The sequence below is a fragment of the Streptomyces poriferorum genome (assembly GCF_019399235.1).
GTDB lineage: Bacteria > Actinomycetota > Actinomycetes > Streptomycetales > Streptomycetaceae > Streptomyces > Streptomyces poriferorum.
The window spans coordinates 1-2,721 of record NZ_JAELVH010000492.1; the positions used below are offsets into that span (position 1 = coordinate 1).

Below are 2,721 nucleotides of genomic sequence, written 5' to 3' on the forward strand. Positions count from 1 at the left end.
GAGGAGGGTGGGACGGGACGGGAGGGGCTAGGTCCGTACTTCGAGGAGCGGGACGAGCTGCTCGACGGGGGTCATCGAGCCGTGCATGCCGACCATCGCGGACTCGTGCGGCTCGTTGACGGAGGCGGTGATCACCACGTCGTCGTGGGCCGCCGCGACCACGTCGCCGATCCTGCCGAGGACCCGCTCGTCGACGCGCGGGCCGAACCAGCCCGCCTCGACGGCCTCGTCACGGCTCGCCACCCAGAACTGCTCGCCGAGCACCTCGCGCCAGACGGTCAGCACATCGGCCTCGGCACCCGGTACGGCGTAGACATGGCGGGCACGGCCCTCGCCGCCCAGCAGGGCGACACCGGCGCGCAGCTCCCAGTCCTCGTCGAAGTCGATCCTGGACTGTTCGTCGAACGGGATGTCGATCATGCCGTGGTCTGCGGTGATGTACAGCGCCGAGCGCGGCGGGAGCTGCTCGGCGAGGCGCCGGGCCAGCCCGTCGACGTACATCAGCTGCCCGCGCCAGGCGTCGGAGTCGACACCGAAGCGGTGTCCCTTGCCGTCGACCTCGCTGTAGTACGTGTAGACCAGGGAGCGGTCCCCGGCCGCCAGCCGCTGGGCGGCGACGTCCATCCGCTCCTCACCGGTGAGCCGGCCGAGGAACGAGCCGCCGCTGAGCGCGACCTTGGTCAGCGGGGTCTGCTCGAAAGTGGGGGCGGAGACCTGGGCGGTACGGACTCCGGCGGCGTCGGCCAGCTGGAAGACGGTGGGGTACGGCTGCCAGACCTTCGGCGGTGTCCACGGCTTCCAGCGGAGCTGGTTCATCAGCTCGCCGGTCTCCGGATTGCGGGCCGTGTAGCCGGGCAGGCCGTGCTCGCCCGGCGGGAGGCCGGTGCCGACCGAGGCCAGCGAGGTCGCGGTGGTGGCCGGGAAACCAGCGGTGACCGGGCGGCCCGTGCCGCCTCGCGAGGTGGGCAGGAGGGAGTGCAGGAACGGTGCCTCGTCCGGGTGCGCCTTGATCTGCTCCCAGCCGAGACCGTCGATCAGGAAGACGCAGTTGCGGTCGGCGGGGGTGAGCTCGGGGATCGCCGCGGTGAAACCGGGGACGCCCTGTCCCGCGACGAGCGTCGGCAGCAGATCGGCCAGCGAACCGCTGCCGTACTCCGGCACGGGTGCGGTGTCGAGTGGCAGCAGCACGGGGTCGTCCTGCCAGGCCGGGTGGACCATCAGCGGCCGGCCGCCGGGGTCGCGGCCGTGGCCTCGGAGAGCGCCTGGGCGAACGCAAGGGTCTGGCGCACGGTGTCGGGGCCGTCGCCGGCCTCGCTGACACGCAGGCTCAGGTCGTCGGCGGTGGAGCTGCCGGTGTAGCCGTGGTCGGCCTCGCAGTTGGGGTCGCCGCAGGCGGCGGGCTCCAGGTCGATCCGGGAGACGGCACCCCAGCCGATGGTCAGGACGACCTCGCGGGGCAGCGTGCCGGGTACGTACTTCTCCGGGTTGGCCACGACCCGGCTGACCACGACCGAGGAGATCCGGTCGAGCTTGACCGACTCGGTGGACGTGGTGGCGTACGGCGTCGGGGAGCTGGTGTCGGCGTTCTGCTCGTCGGTGTGGCTGACGATGAAGCGGGTGTCCGTGAGCACCAGCACCGTGACGTGCCTGCGCACCTCGTTGGAGTCGAAGGTCGTCTCCTGGTGCACCAGGTACGAAGCGACCGGCTCACCGCCCACGGCGGCCTCCACCGCCTCGGCCACGAGGGCCGGGTAGTAGCCGCTGCGCTCGATCGCCGCGCGCAGCCCCTGGGTCGTCGTACCGGTCTTAGCCATACGCACCATCCTACGGGGGGCCGGTGGCTGCCGGGGACGGTCCCGCCGCCGTTGCCGGACGGGGCCCGGGGCGACGCGGGTCAGTAGTTGGACAGGCGCCGGGGGCCGAGGTCCGTGCGGGCCGGGGGCGGCGAGAGCCGGACGCTCGCTCCGAGGACGGTCAGTCCCTGGGTGGCGACCACGACCGGTTCCAGGGCGATCGCGACCACCTCCGGGTGGTCGTCGACCAGCCGTGAGACCCGCAGCAGCAGTTCCTCCAGCGCGGCGGTGTCCACGGGCGCCGAGCCGCGCCAGCCGAACAGGACCGGGGCCGCCCTGATGGACCGGATCAGTTCGGCGGCGTCGCGGTCCGTGGCGGGGACCAGCCGGTGCGCGGTGTCGCCGAGGAGTTCGGAGGGTGCGCCCGCCAGGCCGAAGGAGAGGACGGCGCCGGCCGCCGGGTCGATCGTGGCCCGCACCACGGTGTCGACGCCGCGCGGGGCCATCGACTGCACGACGGGCCGGAGCTCGGCGGGCTTGCCGAGCAGGTCGGTCAGTTCGCCGTACGCGCGGCGCAGCGCCGCAGATGGGGTGCGGTCGTCTTGAGTGCCACGGGGTAGCCGAGCCGCGCCGCCGCGGCCACGGCTTCCTCCGGGCCGGGTGCCGGGAGGGTGGGCCGGACGGTGATGCCGTAGCAGGCCAGCAGCTCGCGGGCCTCGTCGTGTTCCAGGGGCCTGCCGCGCGGGTCGGGGTCCTGGCCGAGCAGGGTGTCGATGAGGGTGCCCGCGGCCGGTTCGTCGATGGTGTCGTCGAGGAACTCGGGCACCTTTCCGGGTACGGCGGCCTGGCGTCGCCACTGGGCGTACCGCACGGCTTCGGCGAGCGCCCGGACCGCGCGTTCGGCGGCGGGGTAGGCGGGGATCCGGCC

General features: G+C 73.5%; 2 protein-coding genes and 1 pseudogene. All 3 read right to left on the bottom strand.

The window, feature by feature from the left end; all coding sequences use genetic code 11:
* Positions 1-27 precede the first annotated feature (27 nt).
* Positions 28-1,218: an alkaline phosphatase family protein gene (locus JGS39_RS38840; RefSeq protein WP_219574477.1), complete on the bottom strand. Its 1,191-nt coding sequence runs from the start codon at positions 1,216-1,218 to the stop codon at positions 28-30.
* Entirely contained in the window at positions 1,218-1,814 is a 597-nt protein-coding gene (locus tag JGS39_RS38845) for a DUF5998 family protein (protein ID WP_219574478.1), read from the bottom strand. The genes JGS39_RS38840 and JGS39_RS38845 overlap by 1 nt, the downstream gene beginning before the upstream one ends.
* Positions 1,815-1,894: 80 nt before the next feature.
* Positions 1,895-2,721 (bottom strand): annotated as a pseudogene (locus tag JGS39_RS38850) (acetate--CoA ligase family protein); the annotation flags it as partial.